Origin of the sequence: Pseudomonas alcaligenes (assembly GCF_014490745.1) — a bacterium.
Taxonomy (GTDB): Bacteria; Pseudomonadota; Gammaproteobacteria; order Pseudomonadales; family Pseudomonadaceae; genus Aquipseudomonas; species Aquipseudomonas alcaligenes_C.
In genome coordinates, this window is sequence record NZ_LZEU01000001.1 from 1321262 (window position 1) to 1346243 (window position 24982).

General features: G+C 65.8%; 25 protein-coding genes. 7 read left to right on the forward strand and 18 right to left on the reverse strand.

Annotation, left to right across the window (positions count from 1 at the left end; all coding sequences use genetic code 11):
* Positions 1 to 218 precede the first annotated feature (218 nt).
* Entirely contained in the window at positions 219 to 1181 is a 963-nt protein-coding gene (locus tag A9179_RS05870; protein WP_187804899.1) for an NAD(P)H-quinone oxidoreductase, read from the forward strand.
* 55 nt (positions 1182 to 1236) lie between these two features.
* Here A9179_RS05870 and A9179_RS05875 read toward each other — a convergent pair whose 3' ends face one another.
* The 6 genes from A9179_RS05875 to A9179_RS05900 are packed head-to-tail and all read right to left on the reverse strand — an operon-like array spanning position 1237 to position 6433.
* The gene (locus tag A9179_RS05875) at positions 1237 to 1890 is read right to left on the reverse strand and encodes an HAD family hydrolase (RefSeq protein ID WP_187804900.1); all 654 of its coding nucleotides are present in this window, start codon (positions 1888 to 1890) and stop codon (positions 1237 to 1239) included.
* Positions 1890 to 2879 carry an ABC transporter ATP-binding protein gene (locus A9179_RS05880; protein WP_187804901.1) on the reverse strand — a complete coding sequence of 330 codons (990 nt, stop codon included), beginning with the start codon at positions 2877 to 2879 and terminating at the stop codon, positions 1890 to 1892. The genes A9179_RS05875 and A9179_RS05880 overlap by 1 nt, the downstream gene beginning before the upstream one ends.
* Positions 2876 to 3673, reverse strand: a complete 798-nt coding sequence (locus tag A9179_RS05885; protein ID WP_187804902.1) for an ABC transporter permease — start codon at positions 3671 to 3673, stop codon at positions 2876 to 2878. Before A9179_RS05885 ends, A9179_RS05880 begins: the two co-directional genes overlap by 4 nt.
* Positions 3660 to 4514, reverse strand: coding sequence for an ABC transporter permease (locus tag A9179_RS05890; RefSeq protein WP_394354714.1), 855 nt, complete (start codon positions 4512 to 4514; stop codon positions 3660 to 3662). Before A9179_RS05890 ends, A9179_RS05885 begins: the two co-directional genes overlap by 14 nt.
* Positions 4511 to 5317, reverse strand: a complete 807-nt coding sequence (locus A9179_RS05895) for an alkaline phosphatase family protein (RefSeq protein ID WP_187804903.1) — start codon at positions 5315 to 5317, stop codon at positions 4511 to 4513. The genes A9179_RS05890 and A9179_RS05895 overlap by 4 nt, the downstream gene beginning before the upstream one ends.
* Positions 5318 to 5377: 60 nt before the next feature.
* On the reverse strand, positions 5378 to 6433 hold the full coding sequence (locus A9179_RS05900) for an ABC transporter substrate-binding protein (RefSeq protein WP_187804904.1): 1056 nt from the start codon (positions 6431 to 6433) through the stop codon (positions 5378 to 5380).
* A 312-nt stretch (positions 6434 to 6745) separates the two neighbouring features.
* Between A9179_RS05900 and A9179_RS05905 the strand changes: the two genes are divergently transcribed.
* Positions 6746 to 7462, forward strand: a complete 717-nt coding sequence (locus A9179_RS05905) for a UTRA domain-containing protein (RefSeq protein ID WP_187804905.1) — start codon at positions 6746 to 6748, stop codon at positions 7460 to 7462.
* Between the two features lie 149 nt (positions 7463 to 7611).
* On the opposite strand, the gene A9179_RS05910 is transcribed toward A9179_RS05905, so the two are convergent.
* The 5 genes from A9179_RS05910 to minC form a co-directional block, all read right to left on the reverse strand.
* Entirely contained in the window at positions 7612 to 8901 is a 1290-nt protein-coding gene (locus A9179_RS05910; protein WP_187804906.1) for a M18 family aminopeptidase, read from the reverse strand.
* 60 nt (positions 8902 to 8961) lie between these two features.
* The gene (locus A9179_RS05915) at positions 8962 to 9597 is read right to left on the reverse strand and encodes an RluA family pseudouridine synthase (RefSeq protein ID WP_187804907.1); all 636 of its coding nucleotides are present in this window, start codon (positions 9595 to 9597) and stop codon (positions 8962 to 8964) included.
* A 178-nt stretch (positions 9598 to 9775) separates the two neighbouring features.
* Positions 9776 to 10030, reverse strand: coding sequence for a cell division topological specificity factor MinE (minE, locus tag A9179_RS05920; RefSeq protein ID WP_137971440.1), 255 nt, complete (start codon positions 10028 to 10030; stop codon positions 9776 to 9778).
* A complete protein-coding gene (minD, locus tag A9179_RS05925) occupies positions 10030 to 10842 on the reverse strand; it encodes a septum site-determining protein MinD (RefSeq protein WP_187804908.1) in 813 nt (270 codons plus the stop codon). Before minD ends, minE begins: the two co-directional genes overlap by 1 nt.
* A gap of 99 nt (positions 10843 to 10941) precedes the next feature.
* Positions 10942 to 11673, reverse strand: a complete 732-nt coding sequence (minC, locus tag A9179_RS05930) for a septum site-determining protein MinC (protein WP_187804909.1) — start codon at positions 11671 to 11673, stop codon at positions 10942 to 10944.
* Positions 11674 to 11819: 146 nt separating this feature from the next.
* Here minC and A9179_RS05935 point away from each other — a divergent pair, with 146 nt between their 5' ends.
* Entirely contained in the window at positions 11820 to 12752 is a 933-nt protein-coding gene (locus A9179_RS05935; protein WP_187804910.1) for a lipid A biosynthesis lauroyl acyltransferase, read from the forward strand.
* A gap of 298 nt (positions 12753 to 13050) precedes the next feature.
* Positions 13051 to 14265 (forward strand): patatin-like phospholipase family protein, encoded by a 1215-nt coding sequence (locus A9179_RS05940; RefSeq protein WP_187804911.1) that lies wholly within the window; start codon positions 13051 to 13053, stop codon positions 14263 to 14265.
* 6 nt (positions 14266 to 14271) lie between these two features.
* Here A9179_RS05940 and A9179_RS05945 read toward each other — a convergent pair whose 3' ends face one another.
* The 4 genes from A9179_RS05945 to A9179_RS05960 form a co-directional block, all read right to left on the reverse strand.
* Positions 14272 to 15123: a pirin family protein gene (locus tag A9179_RS05945; RefSeq protein ID WP_187804912.1), complete on the reverse strand. Its 852-nt coding sequence runs from the start codon at positions 15121 to 15123 to the stop codon at positions 14272 to 14274.
* A 135-nt stretch (positions 15124 to 15258) separates the two neighbouring features.
* Positions 15259 to 16026: an MlaA family lipoprotein gene (locus tag A9179_RS05950; protein WP_394354715.1), complete on the reverse strand. Its 768-nt coding sequence runs from the start codon at positions 16024 to 16026 to the stop codon at positions 15259 to 15261.
* A complete protein-coding gene (locus tag A9179_RS05955) occupies positions 16019 to 17317 on the reverse strand; it encodes an alpha/beta fold hydrolase family protein (RefSeq protein ID WP_187804914.1) in 1299 nt (432 codons plus the stop codon). The genes A9179_RS05950 and A9179_RS05955 overlap by 8 nt, the downstream gene beginning before the upstream one ends.
* Before the next feature lie 75 nt (positions 17318 to 17392).
* Positions 17393 to 17956 (reverse strand): hypothetical protein, encoded by a 564-nt coding sequence (locus A9179_RS05960; RefSeq protein ID WP_187804915.1) that lies wholly within the window; start codon positions 17954 to 17956, stop codon positions 17393 to 17395.
* 227 nt (positions 17957 to 18183) lie between these two features.
* Here A9179_RS05960 and A9179_RS05965 point away from each other — a divergent pair, with 227 nt between their 5' ends.
* The gene (locus A9179_RS05965) at positions 18184 to 18546 is read left to right on the forward strand and encodes a hypothetical protein (protein ID WP_187804916.1); all 363 of its coding nucleotides are present in this window, start codon (positions 18184 to 18186) and stop codon (positions 18544 to 18546) included.
* 54 nt (positions 18547 to 18600) lie between these two features.
* Here A9179_RS05965 and A9179_RS05970 read toward each other — a convergent pair whose 3' ends face one another.
* The 3 genes from A9179_RS05970 to A9179_RS05980 form a co-directional block, all read right to left on the reverse strand.
* Entirely contained in the window at positions 18601 to 20154 is a 1554-nt protein-coding gene (locus tag A9179_RS05970) for a glycoside hydrolase family 17 protein (protein ID WP_187808516.1), read from the reverse strand.
* Positions 20155 to 20228: 74 nt separating this feature from the next.
* A complete protein-coding gene (locus A9179_RS05975; RefSeq protein WP_187804917.1) occupies positions 20229 to 20456 on the reverse strand; it encodes a DUF2061 domain-containing protein in 228 nt (75 codons plus the stop codon).
* Positions 20457 to 20595: 139 nt separating this feature from the next.
* The gene (locus A9179_RS05980; RefSeq protein ID WP_187804918.1) at positions 20596 to 22785 is read right to left on the reverse strand and encodes a putative bifunctional diguanylate cyclase/phosphodiesterase; all 2190 of its coding nucleotides are present in this window, start codon (positions 22783 to 22785) and stop codon (positions 20596 to 20598) included.
* A gap of 210 nt (positions 22786 to 22995) precedes the next feature.
* Between A9179_RS05980 and A9179_RS05985 the strand changes: the two genes are divergently transcribed.
* Positions 22996 to 23307, forward strand: coding sequence for a DUF485 domain-containing protein (locus tag A9179_RS05985; RefSeq protein ID WP_187804919.1), 312 nt, complete (start codon positions 22996 to 22998; stop codon positions 23305 to 23307).
* Complete coding sequence (locus A9179_RS05990) at positions 23304 to 24962, forward strand: cation acetate symporter (protein ID WP_187804920.1); 1659 nt, start codon at positions 23304 to 23306, stop codon at positions 24960 to 24962. The genes A9179_RS05985 and A9179_RS05990 overlap by 4 nt, the downstream gene beginning before the upstream one ends.
* Positions 24963 to 24982 lie beyond the last annotated feature (20 nt).

Sequence of the window (24982 nt, forward strand, 5' to 3'; positions counted from 1 at the left end):
GCAGTTGATAACGCATATTAGGCCGTATGTTCGGGCGCCGGTTCCATTCGAGCCTGGCGGCGCTAATGCAGAAACCCGGCGGCCAGCGAACTCCGGGAAGACCGCGGCAAGTGGGGGCGGGAACGAGGGAAAACTCTTGTCTCGACCCGGCCAATCCTGCTGCGACAGTCTTCCCCGGGCCTTGGCGTGCCGGGGGCTCAACTCACTATGGAGGCAGCATGAAGGCATTGCAAGGCGTTGAAGGGCACTTGGAGTGGGGTAACAGGCCGAGTCCTGCGTGTGATGTGGGCCAAGTCCGTATTCGGGTGGCCGCCGCCGGGCTGAACCGCGCTGATCTGCTGCAGCGCGCCGGTCTGTATCCGCCGCCGCCGGGGGCCAGCGACATTCTCGGCCTGGAGTGCTCCGGGGTGATCAGCGAGGTCGGCGCGGGCAGTGCCTGGAAGGTTGGCGACCGGGTCTGCAGCCTGCTCGCCGGCGGTGGTATGGCCGAGGAAGTGGTGGTCGATGCCAGCCATGTGCTGCCGGTGCCGGAAGGGTTGTCGCTGGCCGAGGCGGCGGCGCTGCCGGAGGTCTACGCCACCGCCTGGCTCAACCTGTACCAGTTGGCTGGGCTGAAGCCCGGCGAGAGGGTGCTGTTGCACGCCGGTGCCAGCGGCGTCGGCTCGGCGGCGATCCAGCTGTGCAAGGCCTTTGGCAATCCGTGCTGGGTCAGCGTCGGTTCGGCCGAGCGCCTGGCCTACTGCGAGGCGCTCGGTGCCCAGGGTGGTGCGTTGCGCGGCGAAAGCCTGGAGAGCCTGCGCGACCTGGGGCCATTCGACGTGATCCTCGACCCGGTCGGTGCCAACTACGCCGAGCTCAACCTGCAGTTGCTGGCGCGCGACGGACGCTGGGTGAATATCGGCCTGATGGGCGGCAGCAAGGCGCAGCTGGACATGGCGCTGCTGCTGGGCAAGCGCATCCAGCTGATCGGCTCGACCCTGCGCAACCGCGACGAGCAGTTCAAGGCCGACCTGCTGGCCGACCTGGGGCGCCAGGTCTGGCCGCTGTTCACCGAGGGTCGGCTCAAGCCGCAGCTGGAGCAGAGCTTCGCTGCCAGCGATGCCGAGGCCGCGTTTGCCGCGCTGGCGAGCAACCAGGTATCCGGCAAGCTGGTGCTGCTGCTCGACGAAAGCCTGGCGTAGCCGGCGCTGTAACGCACAAGGCCCGCTTTTGCGGGCCTTGTGCGTTATGCCGGGTTCATTTCCAGGCGAGGATTTCCCACCCCGCCTGCTCGGCATGGGCGCGCAGGGTCGGATCCGGGTTGACCGCGTGCGGGTGCGGCACCAGGGCTAGCAGCGGCAGGTCGTTGCGCGAGTCGGAGTAGAAGTGCGCGCCGTCCAGGCTTTCACCCTCGGCCGCCAGCCACTCGTGCAGGCGGGTCACCTTGCCTTCGCGGTAGGTCAGCACGCCACGGGTCTTGCCGCTGTAGCAGCCGTGCTGCTGTTCGGTGTCGATGGCCAGCACTTCCTCTATCCCGAGGCGCTCGGCGATGGCGCTGACCAGGAAGTGCGCCGAGGCGGAGATTACCAGCAGGCGATCGCCTGCCGCGCGATGTTGGGCCAGGCAGCGCATGGCGTCGCTGTAGATGATCGGCTCGATGACATCCTCGACGAAGGGGCCGACGACGAACTCGATTTCCTCCTCGGTGCGCCCCACCAGTGGTGACAGGGTGTAGGCCATGTAGTCTTCCATAGCCAGCTTGCCTTGGGAGTAAAGCGCCATCAGCTCCTGCTCGCGCTGCAGGAACGACTCGCCGTCGACCCACTGGATGTCGGCCATGTGCTGCGCCCAGAGTGAGGCACAGTCGCCGTGGATCAGGGTTTCATCAAGATCGAATATCGCCAGGGGCATCAAGCCACCTCCCGGATTGCGCTGCTGTCGATGCTCAGGCCGATGCGTTGGCCCTTGCCGTGCAGATTGTCGCCGCAGCGGTTGAGCACATCCACCACCAGTTCCACACCGTGGGCCTCAACGCGGTAGCGGATGACATTGCCGAGCAGGCTGTGGCCGCGTACCTCGGCCTCGATGCCACCCTGGGCGCCGAGCTGGATGGCTTCCGGGCGGATGGCGATACGGCCCTGCACCGGGCGTTGCAGCAGGCGGCTGGCGGCGTCGGCGTCGAGCAGGTTGTAGTTGCCGATGAAGCCGGCGGCAAAGGCATCCACCGGAGCGGTGTAGAGGGTTTCGGCATCGCCGCTCTGGACGATCTTGCCGGCGTTCATCAGGAAGATGCGGTCGCTCATGGTCAGCGCCTCTTCCTGATCGTGGGTGACGAAGATGGTGGTCAGGCCAAGGGTTTGCTGGATGCTGCGGATCTGCTCGCGCAGGAGTTTGCGGATGCGCGCATCCAGCGCCGACAGCGGCTCGTCGAGCAGCAGCAGGCGCGGGCGGGTGACCAGCGAGCGGGCCAGGGCCACGCGCTGGCACTGGCCGCCGGACAGCTGGTGCGGGTAGCGTGCGGCGAAGTCGCCCAGTTCGACCATGGCCAGGGCGTCCTGCACACGCTGGGCGCTTTCTTCCTTGCTGACCTTCTGCATGCGCAGGCCGAAGGCGACGTTCTGTGCAGCGGTCATGTTGGGGAATAGCGCGTAGCTCTGGAACACCATGCCGATGTCGCGCTTCTGCGGCGACAGCGGCACCAGATCCTGGCCGTCGAGGAGGATCTGCCCGCCGTCGACTTCGGTGAGGCCGGCGATGCAGCGCAGCAGGGTGGATTTGCCGCAGCCGGAAGGGCCGAGCAGGGTGACGAACTCGCCCTTGCCGATCTCGCAGTTGATGTCGCTGAAGATCGGTGTGTCGCCGTAGCTTTTGTGCAGGCCGCGGATACTCAGGTAACTCATGCTTTGTCCTTGTTCAGGCGGCTGGCCGCCCAGGTGAAGACCAGTACGAAGAAGAAGTAGGAAATCACCAGCGCGCTGTTGAAGTGGCCGCTGCTGTTTTTCATGTTGTTCAGGTACACCTGCAGGGTCTCGTAGCGCGTGCCGACCAGCAGGTTGGCGAAGACGAACTCGCCGAACAGGAAGCTGAAGGAGAGGAACAGCGAGACCATCAGGCCCTTGCGCAGGTTGGGCAGCACCACCAGGAAGGCCGCCTGCCAGGTGCTGGCGCCGAGCAGGTGGGCGGCGTCCATCAGGTCGCGCAGGTTGATCGCCTGCAGGTTGTTGGTGATGGCCCGGTACATGAACGGCAGGGCCACGGTGAAGTAGCAGCCGATCAGAATCCACGGCGTGCCGACCATCGCCAGCGGGCCCGAGCCGTAGACCTGCAGCAGGCCGACAGAGGACACCACCGGCGGCACGGCGAACGGCAGCAGGATGAGGATGTTCATCAGCCCGTCCAGGCGCGGGAAGTGGTAATGCACCACGAACAGCAGCGGCAGGATCAGCACGCTGGCCAGCAGCAGGGCGCCGAAGCACACCAGCAGCGACTGGCCGAAGGCAGCGAGGAAACGGACGTCGCTCCATAGCGCCAGGTACCACTTGAGGGTCAGACCGTCCGGCAGGATGGTCGCCGACCAACTGGTGGACAGCGAGTAGACCAGGGTGCCGGCCAGCGGCAGCAGCAGGATCAGGAACAGCAGCCAGACCACCACGCGGTGATACAGCGCCGCCGGCTTGGCTTCAGTGCGCGACATGGTAGCTCCTCTTCAGCAGCCACTGGTGCACGGCGGTGATCACCACCATCAGGCCGACCAGCAGCATGGCCAGGGCGCTGGCCATGTCCGGGTTGAGGCTGATGTCGCCGGCGACCATGGCGGCGATGCGGATCGGCAGCACGTTGAAGTTGCCGGTGGTCAGCGCATACACCGTGGCGTAGGCGCCCAGGGCATTGGCCAGCAGGATGACGAAGGTGCCGAGCAGCGCCGGGGTCAGTACCGGCAGGCCGATATGCCGCCAGAACTCCCAGGTGCCGGCACCGAGCAGCGCGGCGGACTCGCGCCAGTCCTCGCGCAGGGCGTCGAAGGCCGGGTAGAGCAACAGCACGCCGAGGGGGATCTGGAAGTAGGTGTAGAGCACGATCAGCCCGGTCTTGGAGTACAGGTTGAAGTCCTCGATCAGTCCGGCCTGCTTGAGCAGCAGGGTCAGCGCGCCGTTGAAACCGAGGATGATGATGAAGGCGAAGGCCAGCGGCACCCCGGCGAAGTTGCTGGTCATGTTGGAAAAGGCCATGACGAAGTCGCGCAGCTTCGAGTCCACCTGGCGCAGCGAGTAGCTGCCAAGCACGGCGATGAGGATGCCGAACAGGCTCGACCAGAAGGCGATCTGCAGGCTGTGCTCGATGGCCTGCAGGTAGAACTTGGAGCCGAAGGCCTTGGCGAAATTGCCCAGGCCCCAGCTGTCGCCGACGCGCAGGCTGTGCACGGCGACCCACACCAGCGGGGCGATCTGGAAGGCGATGAAGAAGACGGCGAATGGCAGCAGGCACAACAGGGCCAGCCATTTGCCGCGCAGTACGCCGGGTTTGCCAGCTGTCACTTGAGCAGTTCCTTGCACCAGGGTTTGTCGTGGGCCGCGCCGAGCAGGGTGCAGACGGTGCCGCACAGCTCGGTCTGCCGCGGCAGGGCGGCGGGATTGCGGCTGAAGGCATCGCCGACCACGAACAGCGGCACTTCGCGCTCTTCGGGTAGCAGGCCGTTGTGCGAGCGGTCGTTGTTCATGCCGTGGTCGGCGGTCACCAGTACCTGGTAGCCGGCGTCGAGCCAGCGTTGCAGGTATTCGGCCAGCAACAGGTCGGCGACGCGTGCGCTGTTGCGGTATTGCGGCGAGTCGAGGCCGTGCTTGTGCCCGGCGTCGTCGATGTTCATCGGGTGCACCAGGAGGAAGTCCGGGTTGTGCCGCTGGCGCAGGTGCTCCGCGTCGGCGAACAGGTGCGAGTCCGGGTAGTGGTCGGCGTAGTAGAAGTGACCATGCTGGATCGGCAGGGTCGGGTTGCTGGTGTGACGGTCGCGGGCGGCATCGAAGGGCGCGTGGTTATACAGCTCGCTCATCCAGTGATAGGCCGCGGCAGCGGTGGTCAGGCCAGCCGTGCGGGCGTAGTGGAAGATGCTGCGCTGGTTGGACAGGCGCACCACGTCGTTGTGCACGATGCCGCTGTCGATCGGCGCCACGCCGGTCATGATGCATTCGTAGAGCGGCCGCGACAGGGCCGGCAGCTCGCAGTCGAGCTGGTACAGCGCGGCGCGTCCGGCTCCGCAGTAGGCCTGCAGATGGCCGAGGGCGTGCCGGGCCACCTGATAGTTGAGGCCGTCGAGCACCACCAGGATGACTTTGTGCTTCATCACGCGGATTCCTGAATGAAGAATGCGGGGCCTGGCGGCTGCCAGACCCCGCAAGGTCGATCACTGCATCTCGATGATCACGTTTTCCTGCCACAGCTGTGGCAGCGCTTTCGAGGTGGCTTCCCAGGCGGCGGCATCCTTGATCGGCTGCACCTTGGCGTACTGCGCGTTCGGCAGCAGCTTGGCCTGCACTTCGGCCGGCAGGGTCAGGTGCTCGGCGCGGATCGGGCGGGCGTTGCCTTTGGCCAGGTTGATCTGCCCGGCGTCGCTCAGAATGTACTCGCGGGCCAGCTTGGCGGCGTTCGGGTTCTTGGCGTACTTGTTGATCACCGTGGTGTAGCCGGAGATCACCGAACCATCGGACGGGATCAGCACCTCGAAGCGGCTCGGGTCGATCTGGTCGCGGTAGGAGAGACCGTTGAAGTCCCAGACCACGCCGACTTCCACTTCGCCTTTTTCCAGGGTCTGGATGGTCGGGTTGGACAGGCCCAGGCGGCCCTGCTTGGCGATCTCGGCGAAGAAGTCCAGGCCCGGCTGGATGTTCTTCTCGTCACCGCCGTTGGCGATGGCGGCAGCCAGCACGCCGTTGACCGCCTGGGCGGCGGCGCTGACGTCACCGATGGCGACCTTGTACTTGCCCTTCTTCAGGTCGGCCCAGGAGTGCGGCACGTCCTTGACCAGCTGCTTGTTGACGATAAAGGCGATGGAACCGGTGTAGGCCAGCATCCAGTGGCCGTCCTGATCCTTGGCCCAGGCCGGGATCTGCTCCCAGGTGGTCGGTTTGTAAGGCTGGGTCACGCCCTGCTGCACGGCGATGGGGCCGAAGGCGGCGCCGACGTCACCGATATCGGCGGTGGCGTTGTCTTTCTCGGCGGCGAACTTGGCGATTTCCTGCGCCGAGCTCATGTCGGTGTCCATGTGCTTGAGGCCGTAGAGCTTGCCCAGGTCGACCCAGGTGTCCTTCCAGTTGGCCCAGCTGTCCGGCATGCCGACGCTGTTGACGGCGCCTTCCTTGCGGGCGGCTTGTTCCAGGCTCTTAACATCCTCGTTGGCCATGGCCTGGTTACCCAGAATAATGGCCGATCCCATCAGTGAAGCCAGCAGCAGGCGTTTCATGTGAAGCTCCTTAGCGTGGTTAGAGATTGGTCTAGATCAGCAAGACCCAGGCCAAATCTAGAGGCTTTGTATGACGCTTTTATGGCGAGGCTGCGACCCGATCCACTGTGCCGCTCCGCGCCAGCAAGCGTAGACCATGGCTAAGTAGCTGATTTGTCTGATATGTCGAAAGCCTTGTGGCATGCGCTATGCAGGCGTTTGGGCAGGCGTTCTGGCTGTCACCGAACAGTCATCTAGGCTGCCTAGCATGGCCGCACTGCCGAACTGACTTGCACCCTGTTGGTGCTGGTCTAGGCCAGATTGGAGAAAAGCATGCGCGACGAAGCGCCCCGTACCGTCACGGCCATCTGCCGCGCCCTGCTCGAACAGATCGAGCACGGCCTGCTGCCCCAGGGCGGCAAGCTGCCGGCCGAGCGCAAGCTCAGTGAGCTGTTCGAGACCACCCGCATCACCCTGCGCGAGGCGCTGGGCCAGCTGGAGGCCGAAGGGCTGATCTACCGCGAGGAACGGCGTGGCTGGTTCGTCTCGCCGCTGCGGCTGAACTACAACCCGCTGGTGCGCAGCCACTTCCACGCCATGGTGCGCGAGCAGGGGCGGCAGCCATCCACCGAAGTGCTGAGCGCGCGGCTGATGCCGGCGTCGCCGCAGATCTGCGAGAAGCTGGAGCTGCCGGCGCTGTCGGCGGTGCTGCAGATCAGGCGGGCGCGGCGCATCGACGGGCGCCTGGTGCTGTACGTCGAGCATTACCTCAACCCGGCGTATTTCCCGGGCCTGCTGGACTTCGACCTGACCGCCTCGCTGACCGAGCTGTATGCCAGCGAATACGGCATCCGCTATGGCCGGGTGGGTTTCGACATCCTGCCTACGGCACTGCCGGTGGAGGCGGCGTTGAGCCTCAAGGCCGCGCCGGGCAGCCCGGCGCTTTGTATCACCCGGGTCAACCGCGACCAGCACGGGCGGATCATCGACTGCGATCTGGAGTACTGGCGCCATGACGCCGTGCGGGTCAGCGTCGAAGTGCCGGATTGAGGAGGGGGTAGGACGCTTGATTCCCCTCTCCCCTTGGGAGAGGGGCTAGGGGTGAGGGGGCTGTAGGCAACTCACCCGCTTTCCCTCACCCCAGCCCTCTCCCGGAGGGAGAGGGAGTAGTCAAAAGCCGGGCGGGCAGATAGACCGGCTCACGCCAGCTCGGCGCTGGCGTAGAAGGCAGTCAGCACCCGTACCAGGTGAGCCAGATCATGGCTGCCGGCCAGTTCGCGGATCGAGTGCATGGCGAAGGTCGGCAGGCCGATATCCACGGTGCGTACGCCCAGCTGGCTGGCGGTGATCGGGCCGATGGTCGAGCCGCAACCCATGTCGCTGCGCACCACGAAGCTCTGCACCGGCACTTCCTCGGCCAGGCACAGGTGGCGGAAGAAACCGGCGGTTTCGCTGTTGGTGGCGTAGCGCTGGTTGCTGTTGACCTTGATCACCGGGCCGGCGTTGAGCTTGGGGCCGTGGTTGGCGTCGTGCTTGGCCTCGTAGTTGGGGTGCACGCCGTGGGCGTTGTCGGCCGATACCAGCAGCGACTTCTGGATGGTACGGACGAAGGCGTCGCCATCCGGCAGCACGCGGCGCAGCACCTGCTCAAGGAACGGGCCGTCGGCGCCGCAGGCCGAGCAGGAGCCGATTTCCTCGTGGTCGGTGCATACCAGCACGCAGCTTTCATCGCCCTCGGCTGCGAGCAGGGCCTGCAGGCCGGCATAGCAGGACAGCAGGTTGTCCAGGCGCGCACCGGCGATGAAGTCCTGGTTGAGGCCGATCACCGCGGCGCCCTGGGTGTCGTAGAAGCTCAGTTCGTAGTCCAGCACCGCGTCGGCGCTGATGCCGTGTTCCTCGGCCAGGCGCTCGGCCAGCACGGCGCGGAAGTCGGCGCGTTCTTCCCCGGCGAACTGGGCGAGGATCGGCGGCAGCTCGTTCTGCGCGTTGATCGCCCAGCCCTGGTTGGCCTCGCGGTTGAGGTGGATGGCCAGGTTGGGAATCACTGCGATCGGCTGTTCGAAGTCGATCAGCAGGCTCTGCACCTTGCCGCCTTCACGAAAGGTCACGCGGCCGGCCAGCGACAGGTCGCGGTCGAACCAGGGCGCGAGCAGGGCGCCGCCGTAGACTTCCACGCCGAGCTGGAAGAAGCCCTGGCGTTGCAGCTCCGGCTGCGGCTTGACGCGCAGGCAGGGGCTGTCGGTGTGCGCGCCGACCAGGCGCAGGCCGCCGTCCAGCGGGGCACGGTGGCCGAGGCGGAAGGCAATGATCGAGGAGTCGTTGCGGGTCACGTAGTAGCGTCCGCCCGGCTCGGTGTGCCAGGGCTCGCGCTCGTCCAGGGCCTTGAAGCCGGCGGCCTGCAGGCGCTGGGCCAGGCTACGGGTAGCGTGGAAGGGGGTGGGCGAGGCCTTGAGAAACTCGATCAGGCCTTGGTTCAGCTCTGCGCGCATAACGGACTCCGGACGACAATAAGCGCAGTTTATCGGATTCCGCGTGGCGTTTGGCAGGCGCTAGAACGGGGCCGGACACTCGAAGCGCAGGCGCTCGCCGGTTTGCGGGTGGGTCAGGCTGAGCATGCTGGCGTGCAGGCACAGGCGTGGCCAGGCGGCCAGGGCCTGTTCGTGGGCGTACAGGCCGTCGCCGAGCAGCGGGTGGCCGATCGACAGCATATGCACACGCAGCTGGTGCGAACGGCCGGTGATCGGCGTCAGCTCCACGCGGGCCCAGTCGCCACAGCGCTCCAGCACGCGCCAGAAGGTCAAGGCGTGCTTGCCGTGCTCAAAGTCGACCACGTGGCGTGGCTTGGTCGGTGGGTCGTAGCGCAGCGGCAGGTCGATGCTGCCGCTGTCCAGTTCCGGCTGGCCCCAGCACAGGGCGGTGTAGGCCTTCTCGGTCTCGCGGTCGTGGAACTGGCGCGACAGCTCGCGGTGGCTGTCGGCGTCGCGGGCGAGGACGATGATGCCGCTGGTTTCCCAGTCCAGGCGATGCACGATGCGCGCTTCCGGGTAGCCGTTTTCCTGCAGGCGAGTCACCAGGCAGTCGCGGTTGTCTTCCGCGCGGCCGGGCACCGAGAGCAGCAGGGTGGGCTTGTTGATCACCAGCAGGGCGGCGTCCTGGTGGAGGATCTGGATGTTCGACAGCGGCATGGGGAGACCCAAAATGAAATGGCGGCCATTAAGGCCGCCATGGTTCAACATCAGTGCAGTGAAAACGTAGCGAGCGAAGGTCAGGCAAGGCGAAATCAGGCGAAGAAGCGGAGTTTACATGCCGTAAATGAGCATTCTGAGCCTGATTTCAACGCTGCATCACCGAGCGCAGTAGTTTTCACCGATCCGGCAGGGTGATGTTGAGTTCCAGAATGGAGCAGCTGCCCTGGTTTTCCAGCGCCACGTGCACCTGATCCTGCTCGATCTTGACGTACTTGCGGATCACCTCGACCAGTTCTTTCTGCAGGGCCGGCAGGTAGTCCGGCTGACTGCGCTGGCCGCGCTCGTGGGCGACGATGATCGACAGACGCTCTTTCGCGATCGAGGCAGGGGTTTCCTTCTTGCGCTCACGAAAGAAATCGAAAATGTTCATTAGCGCGCTCCAAACAGGCGTTGCATGAGTCCTTTCTTCTGCACGTCGAGGAAGCGGTGGGGCACTTCCTTGCCCAGCAGACGATCGACGGCATCGCCGTAGGCCTGGCCGGCATCGCTCTGCTCGTCGAGGATCACCGGTACGCCCTGGTTGGAGGCTTTCAGCACGGCCTGGGATTCCGGGATCACGCCGAGCAGGTTGATGGCGAGGATTTCCTCGACGTCTTCCACGCCGAGCATTTCGCCCTTGGTCACGCGCTCCGGGTTGTAGCGGGTCAGCAGCAGGCGCTCCTTGATCGGCTCCAGGCCCTGTTCGGCGCGGCGCGACTTGCTGGCCAGCAGGCCGAGCATGCGGTCGGAGTCGCGTACCGAGGACACTTCCGGGTTGGTCACGACGATGGCTTCGTCGGCGAAGTACATGGCCAGGTGGGCACCGGTTTCGATACCGGCCGGCGAGTCGCAGATGACGTATTCGAAGTTCTGCGACAGCTCGTCGATGACCTTGCCGACGCCTTCCTTGGTCAGCGCGTCCTTGTCACGGGTCTGGCTGGCGGCCAGCACGTACAGGTTCTCCAGGCGTTTGTCCTTGATCAGGGCCTGGGTCAGGGTCGCTTCGTTGTTGATCACGTTGACGAAGTCATACACCACGCGGCGCTCGCAGCCCATGATCAGGTCGAGGTTACGCAGGCCGACGTCGAAGTCGACGATCACGGTTTTGTGGCCGCGCAGGGCGAGGCCGGTGCCGATGGCGGCGCTGGTGGTGGTTTTACCCACGCCGCCCTTGCCGGAAGTGACTACGAGGATCTTGGCCAAGGTGATTCACCCCAAATATATGAAAAATCGGGCAATCCGAGCCGCTAATACTGGCTTCCGGATGCCTTTTTGGTCCCTGAAAATTGGCCGCAGTATCCGTTAAAGGCGGGTGATGTTCAACACATCACCCGACAGGCTGACATGCACCGATTGGCCCCATAACGGATCGCGGCGCAGGTCTTCGGCGGTCTTGTACTGGCCGGCCACGGAAAGCAGCTCGGCGCCCATCTGCTGGCAGAAAATCCGCGCCTTGGCGTCACCTTTGACGCCGGCCAGGGCGCGTCCGCGCAGGGGGGCGTACACATGGATATTGCCGTCGGCGAGAAGTTCCGCCCCGGCGCTGACCGGCGCCAGCACTACCAGGTCCCCGCCCTGGGCGTAGATCTGCTGGCCGCCCCGCACCGGGGTGGTGATGATCTTGGTCGGCTTGACCGCCGGTTCGGCCGGTTTTTCCGGCTTTTTGCGCGCTTCCACCGGCTCGACCAGCTTTTCCCGCGCGCCGGACGGCGGCAGTACCGGCAGGTCGAGGGCGTTGGCCGTGGCGATGTCGTCCTCGCGATTGGCGCGGATGGCCAGGGTGCGCAGGCCGTGGTTGCGGCACAGCTCCATCAGCTTGGCCAGGTCGAGGCTGCCTTCGCCTTCCGGCAGCTTGTCGAGGGCCAGCACCAGCGGGATGTTCTGGAAGAAATTGGGGGCCTGGGCGACTTTCTCGGCCAGTTGCCGATCCAGGCGCTCCAGGTCGTTGTGCGCCAGTTCCAGCACGGTGATGGCGAGCATGCTGCCCTTGAGCTGGAACACGGGATCTTGGTCGAGGAGGTCGGCTTGGCTCATGGTCTACCCATTACTCTGAATCGGCACGACTTATAACGAGAAGGCCGCAGCGCCGCAAGCCGCGGCGGCGGCCTGTACGCGAGCCCGCCGACTTTGCCCGTGGTTTCTGTAGAATGCGGGGCTTTGTCGCCTGTCCGGAACCTTTCATGGAACGCCCGCAATTTCGCGCCTCTTTCCTTCATCCGCGCTTCTGGCTGCTGTGGCTGGGCCTGGGCCTGCTGTGGCTGCTGGTGCAGCTGCCCTATCGCTGGCTGCTCGGCCTGGGACGCGGGCTGGGCGGGCTGATGTACCGCGTGGCCGGCTCGCGTCGGCACATTGCCCGGCGCAACCTCGAGCTGTGCTTCCCGCAGCTGGACGCCGCCCAGCGCGAGCGCCTGCTCAAGGACAACTTCGCTTCGACCGGCATCGCCTTCTTCGAGATGGCCATGAGCTGGTGGTGGCCCAGGGCGCGACTGGCCAAGCTGGCCCATATCGAAGGGCTGGAGCATCTGCAGCAGGCCCATGCCCAGGGGCAGGGGGTGATCCTCATGGCCCTGCATTTCACCACCCTGGAGATCGGCGCGGCGCTGCTCGGCCAGCGCCAGACCATCGACGGCATGTACCGTGAGCACAGCAACCCGCTGTTCGACTTCATCCAGCGCCGTGGTCGCGAGCGCCACAACCTGGACGCCACGGCGATCGAGCGCGAGGACATCCGTGCCATGCTCAAGGTGCTGCGCGCCGGCCGCGCGATCTGGTACGCGCCGGATCAGGACTACGGCCCCAAGCAGAGCATCTTCGTGCCGCTGTTCGGCGTCCAGGCTGCCACCGTCACCGCTACCACCAAGTTCGCCCGCCTGGGCCGCGCCCAGGTGGTGCCCTTCACCCAGGAACGCCTGGCGGACGGCAGCGGCTATCGCCTGGTCATCCACCCACCGCTGCAGGATTTCCCTGGCGACAGCGAAGAGGCCGATTGCCTGCGCATCAACCAGTGGATCGAGCAGGCGGTCGGTGCGCTGCCCGCGCAGTACCTGTGGGCCCATCGACGCTTCAAGACCCGTCCCGAGGGCGAGGCTGCGCTATACCGCAAGCGGCGCTGAGAACCTGCTTACAATCTCCTGACTCGCGGCCATACCGCGTTTAAAGCGGCCTCAACAAGTGGCTTGCCGCTAACGCGCTTTAGCGCGGCCCGTAGGGCGAGTGCAACGAGTCATGCTCATTTACACCTCGTAAACTGCGCTTTTTCGGCCGTTTGATTCGCTGGCGCTCTCCCTTCGGGTCAGCCTTTGGCTGTTACTCCCGTTGGTCGTTGCGCCTTGTCTGGCTCTAATTCAGAAGATCGTAAACAGGTTCTGGGCGGCCCCCCTATACTGGCGCAAAGACCTGCGGGGATAGTCGATGAATCAAGCAGTACGCTCCGAAGTACCGACCACCGGGCTGATTCTTTCCGGTGGCGGGGCCAGGGCGGCCTACCAGGTGGGGGTGCTCAGCGCCATCGCCGATCTGCTGCCGGATGCAGCGCACAATCCCTTCCCGGTCATAGTCGGCACCTCGGCCGGCGCCATCAATGCCGTCGGCCTGGCCTGCGGTGCGCTGCACTTCAGCGAGGCGGCGCGGCGCCTGACCACGGTCTGGCAGAACTTCCATTCGCACCAGGTGTACCGCACCGACTGGCCCGGCGTGCTGCGCCAGGCCGGGCGCTTCATCGGCCACAGCCTGCTGGGCATGGGCGCCGATCTGCCGGTGGCGCTGCTCGACAGCTCGCCGCTGCGCAGCATGCTGGAACGCGAGCTGGATTTCTCCGGGATCGCCGCGGCGGTGCGCCTGCGCCGCCTGCGTGCAGTGGCGGTGACCGCCTTCGGCTACGAGAGCGGCCAGGCGGTGACCTTCTACCAGGGCCGCGCGGCCATCGATCCCTGGTTTCGTCATCGCCGTGTCGGCGTGCCGACCCGCCTGAGCCTGGACCACCTGCTGGCCAGCGCGGCGATCCCGCTGATCTTCCCGCCGGTCAAGGTCAACCGCGAGTACTTCGGCGACGGTGCGGTGCGCCAGTCGGCACCGATCAGCCCGGCCCTGCACCTGGGCGCCAGTCGCGTGCTGGTGGTCGGGGTCAGCGGCAATCCGCTGGGCAAGGGCGCCAACCAGCAGGTGGTGCGCCCGCGCAGCGGCAAGCCGCCAACCCTGGCGCAGATCAGCGGGCACATGCTCAACAGCACCTTCATCGACAGTCTGGAAGGTGACATCGAACTGCTCGAGCGGCTCAACCACATGAGCAGCCTGGTGCCGTCCGGCCTGCATCCGCGCGGCCTGGGATTGAAACCGGTGGAGGTGCTGGTGATCTCGCCGAGCCAGCCGCTGGATCAGATCGCCGCCCGCCACCGCCACGAGCTGGCCAAGTCCATGCGTCTGTTCCTGCGCGGCTCCGGGGCGACCAGGGCCAGTGGTGCCGGGGTGCTCAGCTACCTGCTGTTCGAACCGGGTTACTGCAACGAGCTGATCGAGCTGGGCTACCAGGACGCCATGGCACAGAAGGAGGCGCTGAGCCGCTTCCTCGGCCTGGCAACGCCGGTGGCTGCCGCCGACGAGATGCTGCTGCCACCTTCCAGTCGCTGAGGTTGTTCAGGCCTCGGTCAGCACGCCGTCGCGAAAATCGCGCAGGGCCTGCTCGATTTCCTCGCGGCTGTTCATCACGAAAGGCCCGTACTGCACGATCGGCTCGTGCAGCGGGGTGCCGGCGATCAGCAGTACCCGCGCGCCGCTGACGCTACCCATCTCGATGGCGCCTTTATCACTCAGACGCGCCAGGCGACTGCTGGCCACGCTGTGGCCGTTGACCGCCAGCTCGCCCTCGTAGACATACAGCATGACCCGCTGGCCATCGGCCAGGCGCGGGGCCAGGCGGCTGCCGGCCGGCAGCTGCAGGTCGAACAGCTGCGGCTGGGTGTGCGGACGCTGCACGGCACCGGCCTGCTGCACCTGGCCATCGTCGAAGTGGCCGGCGATCACCGTCACCGCCACGCCGTCTGCCGTGGTCAGCCGTGGAATTTCCGTGGGCGCGTAGTCGCGGTAGCCGGGTGTGCCCAGCTTGTCCTGCGCCGGCAGGTTGAGCCACAACTGGAAGCCACGCATCACGCCTTCCTGCTGCTCGGGCATCTCGCTGTGGATGATGCCGCGGGCGGCGGTCATCCACTGCACGCCGCCGCTTTCCAGCAGGCCGACATTGCCCAGGTGATCCTCGTGGCGCATGCGCCCTTCGAGCATGTAGGTGATGGTCTCGAAGCCGCGATGCGGGTGCGGCGGGAAGCCGGCGATGTAGTCGTCGGGGTTGTCCGAGCCGAACTCGTCGAGCATCAGGAAGGGATCGAAGCGTTCCAGGCCGGCGCCGCCGATCACCCGGGTCAGGCGCACGCCGGCGCCGTCGGAAGCGGCCTGGCCGATATGCTGGGAAACGACTTGGCGGAACTGGGTCATGGGGTACCTCCGGGGCGAGCGGCACCTGCTGGCCTGCTCGCGGTTAGGGAATGGTGCCCATGCTAGCGGGGTTGTTTGGATGGATGGTTGCTGTTTGTGCGCCATTCATATCGATTTAATCGATGTTTTTGTCCTTCACTCGGCAATCTGCAGCTTGCGTGCCTCGCGGTAGACGTAGCGCACCTTCTCGTACTCGAACGGGGTGTTGAGCTGGCCATAACGGAAACTGGTGCTGTAGCGCAGGTCGACCACCTTGAGGGCGGTGATCTCCGGATGGTCGTTGCTGACTTCGGCGACGTTCAGGTAATTGATCTGGTTTTCGGCGACGAAGTCGAACAGCTTGCCGCCGGTGTCGCGCAGGTTGGCCGGGCCGAGCAGTGGCAGCATGACGTAGGGGCCGTCCGGCACGCCGTAGAAGCCCAGGGTCTGGCCGAAATCCTCGTTCTGCTTGGGCAGGCCCATGCGCGTGGCCGGATCCCACAGCCCGGCCACGCCCAGGGTGGTGTTGAGCAGCAGGCGCCCGGTGGTGTTCAGCGAGCGTTTGCCCTTGAGCTGCAGCAGGCTGTTGAGCAGGTTGGGCACATCGCCCAGGTTGCTGAAGAAGTTGCTCACCCCAGTGCGCACGAAGCCCGGGGTGACGTAGCGGTAGCCATCGACCACCGGCAGGAACACCCACTCGTCGAAGCGATAGTTGAAGTGATAGACCCGCCGGTTCCAGGACTCCCAGGGGTCGTAGACCTGCAGGGCGTCGAGGCTGGCGCGCTCGAACTCGCGCTGGTCGAGATCGGGGTTGAAGTTGAGCTGGTCGAGCGGGTTGGTGAAGCCGTCCGCGTCGGCGGTCGGTTCGGCCTGGGCGACGCTGCAGCCCAGCAGCAAGGCGAGCAGGAGGAATTTCTTAGCCACGGAAGAACTCCAGCATGGCGTCGCTGTTGACGCGGTAGTTGAGGTTGCCGCAGTGCCCGCCATGCGGGTAGAGGATCAGACGCGGGCCGAAGGTGCGCCGCAGGAAGCCGAGGTCGCCGGGGCCGAGGATCAGGTCGTCGGCATTGTGCATCACGGCAATCTTGTCGCTGTCCCTGAGGTAGTCCTCGAGGGCGTACAGGCTGACTTGCTGCACCAGCTGCTCGAAGCTGCCGCCGTCGAACTTGCGCTGCCAGTGCGGGATCAGCTGCTGGTTCATGTAGCACTCGAAGTTGCAGCGCAGGGCACGTTTGAAGAACTGCGTGAGGCTGGTGCCCTCGCTGATCGGGTACTGGGTCGGGGTGATCAGGCCGCGGCGGTTGATCAGGTCGGAGGTGAAGGCGATGTCCGCCGAGGAGAAGCGGAACGAGCTGCCCACCAGCATGGCCATCTGCTCGTTGGACAGGCGCTGCTTGGACTGCTGGAAGTCGAACAGCAGGGCGTCGTCCATCTGCACATGGCCCTTCTGCTGGAAGTAGCGGGTCAGCTTGCCCAGCAGCAGCTCGAAATAGGTGGTCTTGTCGGTCACGCCCTTGGCCTGGGCCTGCACCAGGCGGTCGAGGTTGCTCACCGAGGTGTACAGGTTGACCGGCGGGTTGAGCAGCAGCACATGCTTGAAGTTGAAGCTGCGCAGGCTCTCGTCGAGCTTGCTGACGAAGGCCGCGTGCAGGCCGCCGAGGCTGTAGCCGGTGAGGTTGTAGTCAGTCACCTCGAGCTCGGGATGCTGGGCGCGCACGGCCATCATCACCCGGTACAGGTCTTCTGCGTCCTCGCTGGAGATGCCCGGGGTGGCGGTGCGCGAAGCGGCGCTCATGAAGTCGTAGCTGGTCGGCGAGGACAGTTGCACCACGTGGTAGCCGGCGCCGTAGAACAGGCGCTTGAGGTCTTCGGTCTTGCCGCTGGCGTAGTTGGCGCCGGTGCCGGAGATGATGAAGATCAGCGGCGCGGCGCCATCCTGGCGGGCCAGGCGGTAGCGCAGCTTGGTCACCGGCCAGAAGTTGTCCGGCAGCTCGAATTCGCGCTCGGGGCGCAGCTTGAGGTCGTAGTCGGCCTGGTCGATGGCGTCGTCGTTAGGCAGCACCGGGCGCAGCTCGGGCGGGGTGCCGGCGATGGTGGCTTCGAACGGGTTGCTGATCGGGTAGCTGTAGTGGCTGCCATTCGCGGCGGCGGCTGGCGCCTGCGTAGCGAACAGCAGGCCGCCCAGCAGGGCGAGGAGGGCGGTCAGGCGGGGCATGGCCATATCCCTTGGTCAGGAGGTTGCTGGGAGTGAATATCGCCGATGGGACAAGTGCAAGTGGCAAGAGTGCAATCAGCGCACGATCTGCAGGCTTTCCACCCAGATCAGCTCGCAGGCGCCGTCGCCGACGTCCTCGCGGCTCAGCGAGCTGAGCCAGTGGAAGCCGTCGTCGCCGTCCACGCGCACCAGTTGGCCGCGCAGGGCAATCTGCTGGCCGGCTTCGACCGTGGCCAGGGCCGTGGCCACTTCGGCAGTGGCCGGAATCATGTGCATGTTGGCGCTGTGGGTCTCGATGGCGCGGCGCTCGATGGGGAACTCGTCGACATGCCAGCGGTACCAGCGGTTGCCCTGGCTGATGTCGATGCGCGCCAGCACCTGTGGATCGGCCATCGGCCCCCAGCCGAGGGCCAGGTCGGTGGGTGAAACCGCCGCACCGCGGTCGTGGCGGTAGTCCTCGCGGCCCAGCACGAGCGCCTCGAGGGCGAAGGGTTGCAGTGGCGTGATGGTGTTGCGACCCAGGCGGTAGCTGCCATTGCTCAGCGGCTGGGCTGGCTCGGGCGGCGGGCGCAGCTGATCCCAGCCGAACCACAGGGCGGCGAGCAGGGCACAGGCGAGCAGCAGTCGGGAGCGGCGCATGCACAGGATTCTAGGTTCTGTACGAAAAGTCGTTGAGCGAAGGTCAGGCAAGGCAAAAGCCGGTGAGGAAGCGCAGTTTACGAGCGGTAAATGAGCATTCCGAACCGGTTTTTAACGCAGCATGGCCGAGCGCAGACACTTTTCGTATAGAACCTAGCGGGCCCGGCTTGCATTCATGTACCGGCGGATTAAGCTGGGCGCCGCTTTTTGCCCTCTGGAGTTGGCCCATGTCCCGTCCCGTATCGCTTTTCCTGCTGTTGCTGGCCCTGTCGCTGTGGCTGGCGGCCTGCTATGGCGTGCGTTTCGCCCTGATGGAGGATGGCCAGTGGGTTGGTCTGTGCGTGGAGCAGGCGCAGCGCTGGGAATGCCAGGCGCGGGCCGGCCTCGGCTGGCTGGTGCACTTCCGGGTGATCGCCTGGTCGGCGCTGCTGCTGGCCGTCCTGGGCTTCCTGCTGCCTGCCCGTGGTGGCCGCCTGCTGGCGCTGCTCGGGCTGTTCCTCGCCTTGCCGGCGCTGGTGCTGTACAGCGCCAGCCTGGCGGTGTTCGCTGCGGTACTGGCCGGCCTGCGCCTGGTGCGGGCCCCGGCCTGAACCACCCGGCAATAAAAAAGGGACGCCGCGGCGTCCCTTTTTCATGCCCGGCGTTTAGCCGCGTCTGACCCGCAGGCTGCGCCACAGGGCGGCCAGCAGCAGGCTGCTGGTCAGCGCCCAGCCGATGGCCTGCTGGTTGCTCAGGGTTTCCTGATACAGCTGGGGCACGATGCCGGCGCCGACCAGCACGGCCAGCAAGGCGATCTCGCGGCGCGGCCCGGCGACCGGGCGGCACAGGTAGACCAGTGCCGGCAGCAGGAGGGCGACGCTGGGGAAGCTGCGGTAGCGCGAGTCGAACACCAGCGCCAGCATCAGCACCGCACCGGCGAAGCCGGCAGCGGCCAGCCACCAGCCGGCGCGGGCCTGCAGCCAGGTGTACAGGCGCTCGCGCACGCCGCCACGGGCGGACAGGGCCAGTACCGCGTGGGCCAGTACCACCAGGTTCAGCCCCAGCAGGGCGGCGGCCCACAGCCATTCGCCGACGAAACGGCTGGTAACCCCGGCCAGTTCGGCCCAGCCCAGGGTGCAGGCGGCGCCCAGGGCGGCGGTCAGCGGCAGCAGCAGGGCGGCGCGGGGCGAGGCCGGGCGGCCACCAAGGAGCAGGGCGCCGGCGCCGAGCAGCAGGCTGGCGGCCAGCCACCAGGGCCAGTGCGGCAGGTTGGACACCGGCCCGGCGAGGATGCCTTTCTCCTGGCGGTCGGCGTCGAACAGGCCCCAGTAGCCGCCGACCGCGCCTTCGCTGTCGCGCTTCCACGGCTGGTCGAAGGCTTCGATCAGGTTGTAGTGCCAGCCGTTTTCCTCGGCCATCTTGACGAAGCCACGGATGAACAGCGCTTCGTTGACCCGGCTCGGCACGGCGGTTTCACGCTGGCGGCCCTCGCTCGGCCAGCCGGTTTCGCCGATCAGGATGTCCTTCGGCGCATAGGCCATGCCGAAGCTGCGGCGCACCTTGGCGACCTGCTCCAGGGCCTGCTCGATACCGCTCGGATCATCTTCCCAGTAGGGCAGCAGGTGGATGGTGATGAAGTCCACCGCCGGCGCGACTTCCTTGTGCTTGAGCCAGAACTCCCAGACGTCGGCATAGGTGACCGGCTGTTTGACCTGGGCCTTGACCTGGCCGATCAGCTTGGCCAGCTGAGCGCCGGTGACTTCCTTGCGCAGCAGGGTCTCGTTGCCGACGATCACCGCCTGCACCACGTCCGGGTTGGCGTTGGCGGCCTTGATCAGGGCGCTGATTTCCTTCTCGGTATCCACCGGGTTGGCGTTGACCCAGGCGCCCAGCAGCAGCTTGAGGCCGTGCTTGCGGGCCATCTCCGGGAGCATTTCCAGGCCGGTCATGGAGTAGGTGCGCACGCACTCGAAGCGCTTGGCCAGCTGGGTGAAATCGGTTTCCACCTGCTCCGGGTGGATGCTGAAGGGCTGGTCGAAGGGCGACTGATCCTTGCCGAACGGCGTGTAGGAGGCGCATTGCAGCTTGTGTTCGGCAGTGGCGGCATCGGCCAGTTGCACCGGGCGGCCGATGGCGTACCAGGTGGCGGCGAGTGCCGCGATGGCGAGCAGGCTGGCAAACAGGTAGGGAACGAGAGGAAAACGCGGGTTGTGGCTCATGGCGTGGCGCATCGTGGCGGCAAAGCCGCGCATCTTAGCGGATCGCGGCCCGCCACGGACAGTTCAGCGCAGTTTCACGCGTGATGGTGCAACCAGGCATGCCGGGGAATCGCCTCGGCAGCCCCGACCTGGCGGTTCTGCACCCTGGCCCAGGCCTTCTCGTGCAGGTAGAAGCCCACCGAGTTGCACAGCGGCTCGACCACGGCCACCAGGCCGCCCACGGTCAGGCTGCCGGTCAGGGCGTAGGCCACGCTGAAGGCGATGCAGAAGTGCATGAGGGTGAAGGTGATGGTCTTGAGCATGCTGGCGGTCTCCAACGAGAATCGTTCTTCGTTGGATGCAGGCTAGCCAGGCCGGTTGGCGCCGGGAAATGGCGGCTGTGCATGGCTCTCATAGCTTCAGACAATCGTAATTGGTCGGCTGATTGAGAGTGTGCGGTTATCAGCCTTCGCGCAGCTTGATCACATTGCTCGCCGCGCTGGGCTGGAATTCGCTGAGAAAACGTCCCAGCTCCTCCAGGGGCAGGGGTTTGCTGAACAGGAAACCCTGGATGAAGTCGCACTCCAGGCCGCGCAGGAAGTCCAGCTGCGCCTGGTTCTCCACCCCTTCGGCGACCACCTTGAGGTGCAGGGTGTGGGCCATGCCGACGATGGCCTGGACGATCTGCTGGTCGGCGTTGCTCTGCGACAGTTCCTGCATGAACGAGCGGTCGATCTTCAGGGTGTCCAGGGGCAGGCGGCGCAGGTAGGCCAGCGACGAGTAGCCGGTGCCGAAGTCGTCGATGGAGATGCTCACACCCTGCTCACGGATGCGCTGCAGCAGGCCCAGGGCCTGGGTCACGTTGCTCATCAGGGCGTTCTCGGTGACTTCCAGCTCCAGGCGCTGCGGGCGCAGGCCGGCACTCTGCAGGGCACGGGCGATCTCCCGGGGCAGGTCGTCGTGGCTGAGGTTGAGCGCCGAGCAGTTCACCGTTACGCGCAGTTCGGGCAACTGCTGCAGGTCGAGCTGGCGCAGATCCTGGCAGGCGCGGCGCATGACCCAGGTATCCAGCTCGGTGATGAAGCCGTTGGCTTCGGCGATGCCGATGAAGCGATCCGGAGCGAGCAGGCCCAGGCTGGGGTGCTGCCAGCGGATCAGCGCCTCCAGCTTGGCCACCTGGCCGCTGGCCATGTCGATGATCGGCTGGTAGTACAGCAACAGGCCGCGATCCTTTTTCAGCGCCTGGCGCAGCTCGCCTTCCAGTTCCAGCTCCATGGTTGCCTTGTTCTTCAGGTGTTCGCTGAAGAAGTGCACGCTGTTGCGTCCGCTGCCCTTGGACTGGTACAGCGCCAGGTCGGCATGCTTGAGCAGTTCGTCGCAGCTCTCGCCGTCGCGCGGGTAGACGCTGATGCCGATGCTGGTGGTCATCACCATCTGCCGGCCGGCCAGGGTGAGCGGCTTCTTCATCCGTTGCATGATGCGCTGGGCCAGGTTGCGGGCCTCTTCCAGGCGGTTGAGGCTGATCAGGATGCAGAACTCGTCGCCGCCGAAGCGGGCGATCACGTCCTTGTCGCGCAGGGCGCTGCGGATGCGCTCGGCCATGGATTTGAGCAGCTCGTCGCCGGCGTCGTGGCCGAGGCTGTCGTTGATCCGCTTGAAGTGATCGATGTCGAGAAACATCACCGCCAGTGCCTGCTGGCGCTGGGCATGCAGCTGCAACTGCTCGGCGAATACCTCGTTGAAGGCGCGGCGATTGAGCAGGTTGGTCAGTGGGTCGTAATGGGCCACCTTCTGCAGCGAGGCGCGGGCCTGGTCGAGCTGGCTAAGCAGGGAGCTGACCCGCAGCAGGTCGTGCTCCTTGCTCTGCAGGCGGCGGTCGGCCCAGGCCGCGCCGAGGCCGCTGCCGATGCTGAGCAAGGCGATCAGGGCGATGCTCAGACCCAGCTGCAGGCTGTTCTCGGTGCCCTGCAGCGCCAGCGGCGTGCCTTCGGGCACCACCATGTGCAGCGCCCACATACCGGTGAAGTGCATGGAGACGATGGCCCCGCCCATGATCAGGCTGGCCAGCAGCTTGAGCACCTCGTGCACGGCGCCGCTGCGGTCGCGGAAGAACAGCGCCAGCTGCAGGGCGGCCAGGCTGGCGGAAAAGGCGATCACCAGCGACAGCACGAACAGCGCCGGCTGGTAGTAGAGGGTGGCCTGCGAGCGGATCGCCGCCATGCCGATGTAGTGCATCAGGCTGATGCCCAGGCCAATGCACAGGGCCGCCTGCAGGCATTGGCGCAGATTCGGCTTGCTGTGCCCCAGCGGCTGCATGGCCAGTGCCGAGGCCAGCAGCACCAGAAGCAGAGAAACCAGGGTCGTAGGCAGGTCGTAGCGGATGGCGATGGGGGTCTGGAAGGCCAGCATGGCGACGAAGTGCATCGACCAGATGCCGCCGCCCAGGCACAGGGCACCGACCACCGACCAGTTGCGCCGGGCCTCCAGGCGCTCGGCGTGGGCCACCCGGTCGGCGATGCTAAGGGTGGCGTAGCCGGCCGCACAGGCCACCACGTAGGCCAGTATCACCAGCCCCGGCGAATGGCTGCAGTCGAGGATGAGCAGGCCGCCCTGCGGCGAGCCGATGAGAAAACGCAGTCCCAGCCATTCCATAGCGCTAAATCCTCTGGCACAGCCTACGGGGGGGGAAATCTGTGTTTCGAACTCAACCAGTATAGCCAGCGTCCAACCAAGGCCAGGGTTGGCGCGGCCTAAGACTTTGGTCGCGAGTGCGCGGCGGCTACGACTAAGGTCGTCTGTCGCCGCTCGGGCGTCGGCCTAGAGTGGACTCACCAGCAACCCGTGCTGCGGAGGACAACAACAATGAACGACAGCATCTACCAGCGGATTGAGCAGAATCCGCGCTTCCAGGAGTTGGTCGCCAAGCGCGAGCGCTTCGCCTGGATACTTTCCGCCATCATGCTCGGCCTGTACGTGGCCTTCATCCTGCTGATCGCCTTCGAGCCGCAGGTGCTCGGCACGCGCATCAGCGCGGACTCGCCGGTGACCTGGGGCATCCCCATGGGCGTCGGCCTGATCCTTTCCGCCTTCGTCCTGACCGGCATCTACGTCAAGCGCGCCAACGGCGAGTTCGACAGCCTCAACCAGGCCATTCTCGACGAGGTGCAGAAATGATCGCGCGTATTCTTTCCGCCATCGGCCTGCTGGCCGCGTCTCCGGCCCTGTGGGCGGCCGGTGCCATCGAGGGCGAGGTGCAGCGCCAGCCGCTGAACATTGCTGCCATCCTGATGTTCGTGATCTTCGTCGGCGCCACCCTGTGCATCACCTACTGGGCGTCCAAGCGCAGCAAGTCGGCGTCCGACTTCTACACCGCCGGCGGCGGCATCACCGGCTTCCAGAACGGCCTGGCGATTGCCGGCGACTACATGTCGGCGGCGTCCTTCCTGGGCATTTCCGCGCTGGTGTTCGCTTCCGGTTATGACGGCCTGATCTACTCGATCGGTTTCCTGGTCGGCTGGCCGATCATCCTGTTCCTGATCGCCGAGCGCCTGCGCAACCTGGGCAAGTACACCTTTGCCGACGTCGCCTCGTTCCGCCTCGGGCAGAAAGAGATCCGCACCCTGTCCGCCTGCGGTTCGCTGGTGGTGGTGGCCTTCTACCTGATCGCGCAGATGGTCGGCGCCGGCAAGCTGATCGAGCTGCTGTTCGGCCTCGACTACCACGTCGCGGTGGTGCTGGTCGGCATCCTGATGGTCTGCTACGTGCTGTTCGGCGGCATGCTGGCGACCACCTGGGTACAGATCATCAAGGCCGTGCTGCTGCTCTCCGGCGCCTCGTTCATGGCGCTGATGGTGATGAAGCACGTCGGTTTCGACTTCGCCACCCTGTTCAGCGAAGCGATCAAGGCCCACCCCAAAGGCGAGGCCATCATGAGCCCCGGCGGCCTGGTGAAAGACCCGATCTCGGCGATGTCCCTCGGCCTGGCGCTGATGTTCGGCACCGCCGGCCTGCCGCATATCCTGATGCGCTTCTTCACCGTCAGCGATGCCAAGGAAGCCCGCAAGTCGGTGTTCTACGCCACCGGTTTCATCGGCTACTTCTACATCCTGACCTTCATCATCGGCTTCGGCGCGATCCTGCTGGTCGGCACCAACCCGGACTTCAAGGACGCCACCGGCGCACTGCTCGGCGGCAACAACATGGCGGCCGTGCACCTGGCCAACGCGGTGGGCGGCAGCTGGTTCCTCGGCTTCATCTCGGCCGTGGCCTTCGCCACCATCCTCGCCGTGGTGTCCGGGCTGACCCTGTCCGGCGCCTCGGCAGTGTCCCACGACCTGTACGCCAGCGTGTTCAAGAAGGGCAAGGCCACCGAGAAGGATGAGCTGCGCGTATCGAAGATCACCACCGTGGTGCTCGGCGTGCTGGCCATCGGTCTGGGCATCCTGTTCGAGAAGCAGAACATCGCCTTCATGGTCGGCCTGGCGTTCTCCATCGCCGCCAGCTGCAACTTCCCGGTGCTGATCCTCTCCATGTACTGGAAGAAGCTGACCACCCGAGGCGCCATGATCGGCGGCTGGCTGGGCCTGCTCACTGCCGTCGGCCTGATGATCCTCGGCCCGACCATCTGGGTGCAGATCCTCGGCAACGCCACGCCGATCTACCCCTACGAGTACCCGGCGCTGTTCTCCATCGCCGTGGCCTTCGTCGGCATCTGGTTCTTCTCGATCACCGACAAGTCGGTTTCGGCCAGCGAAGAGCGGGCGCGCTTCTACCCGCAGTTCGTACGTTCGCAGACCGGCCTGGGGGCCAGCGGCGCCGCCGCGCACTGATCGGGTTTTCTCCGTGTGAC